Origin of the sequence: Oribacterium sp. P9 (assembly GCF_046365365.1) — a bacterium.
Classification (GTDB): domain Bacteria; phylum Bacillota; class Clostridia; order Lachnospirales; family Lachnospiraceae; genus Oribacterium.
The window spans coordinates 1-731 of the sequence record NZ_JBKEIS010000053.1; the positions used below are offsets into that span (position 1 = coordinate 1).

Consider the following 731-nt stretch of genomic DNA (forward strand, 5'->3'; position numbering starts at 1 on the left):
TACTTGCCGGTGCCCGTGTTTCATTTATGGTGGTGCCAAAAGCGGGGCATGGGGGTTTAGTCTACAAAACAAAAGGAAGGAGATACCAAAATGGGATTTGATTATTTCTACGGAAGGGGGACAGAGCCGTTTGCTTTTTTGCAGGTTCCTAGGGTGCTGATTGAAGATGAGCGATTTGCCGACATGCAGTTTACGGAGCTCAGCGGTCGCTGTTCCGTTTTTGAACGGCCGCTTTCCGACGCAAAACGGCCGCTCTTTTTTTAATCAAGTGACATGAATTATCTGGTGTTGATCTTGATTGTATAGTGTTTTGTTGCTCGCTTCATGATGGAATTCGCCGATACCTCATCGTTGAGAATCATCGCCTTCCAGTTCTCTGGATTACGTTGAGAGCAGACGATAGTGCTCTTTTGCTGTTCATTTCGCTTTTCAAGTAATTCGAAAAGAATCTTGATCTCACGCTCGTCTGTTATCGTGTGGAGCAGGAAATCATCAAGGATGATCAAATCCCATCTCAGGTATTTCTTCATCTTACGAGCGTATTTGTCATAATCCTGTTCTTTTAGCGCAACCATACTCTCCAGCAGTTCTTCGCTGTGAAAATAACCAACGTTATAACGATTACAGGCTTTGATACCGATAGCCCTTGCAAGATAAGACTTTCCGGCTGTATATGCCGGCCGGTGAAAGCACACCGCACGGCGTTTTAGTGCATGGCTTCCGCTCATGCA

General features: G+C 45.6%; 2 protein-coding genes. One reads left to right on the top strand and one right to left on the bottom strand.

Features of this window, described 5'->3' with window-relative positions; genetic code table 11:
• Positions 1-90: 90 nt before the first annotated feature.
• Positions 91-264, top strand: a complete 174-nt coding sequence (locus tag ACK8P7_RS10955) for a hypothetical protein (RefSeq protein WP_410044231.1) — start codon at positions 91-93, stop codon at positions 262-264.
• 14 nt (positions 265-278) lie between these two features.
• Here the strand turns inward: ACK8P7_RS10955 and ACK8P7_RS10960 are convergent.
• On the bottom strand, positions 279-731 hold a 453-nt coding region (locus tag ACK8P7_RS10960; protein WP_410044232.1), incomplete at its 5' end, for an ATP-binding protein.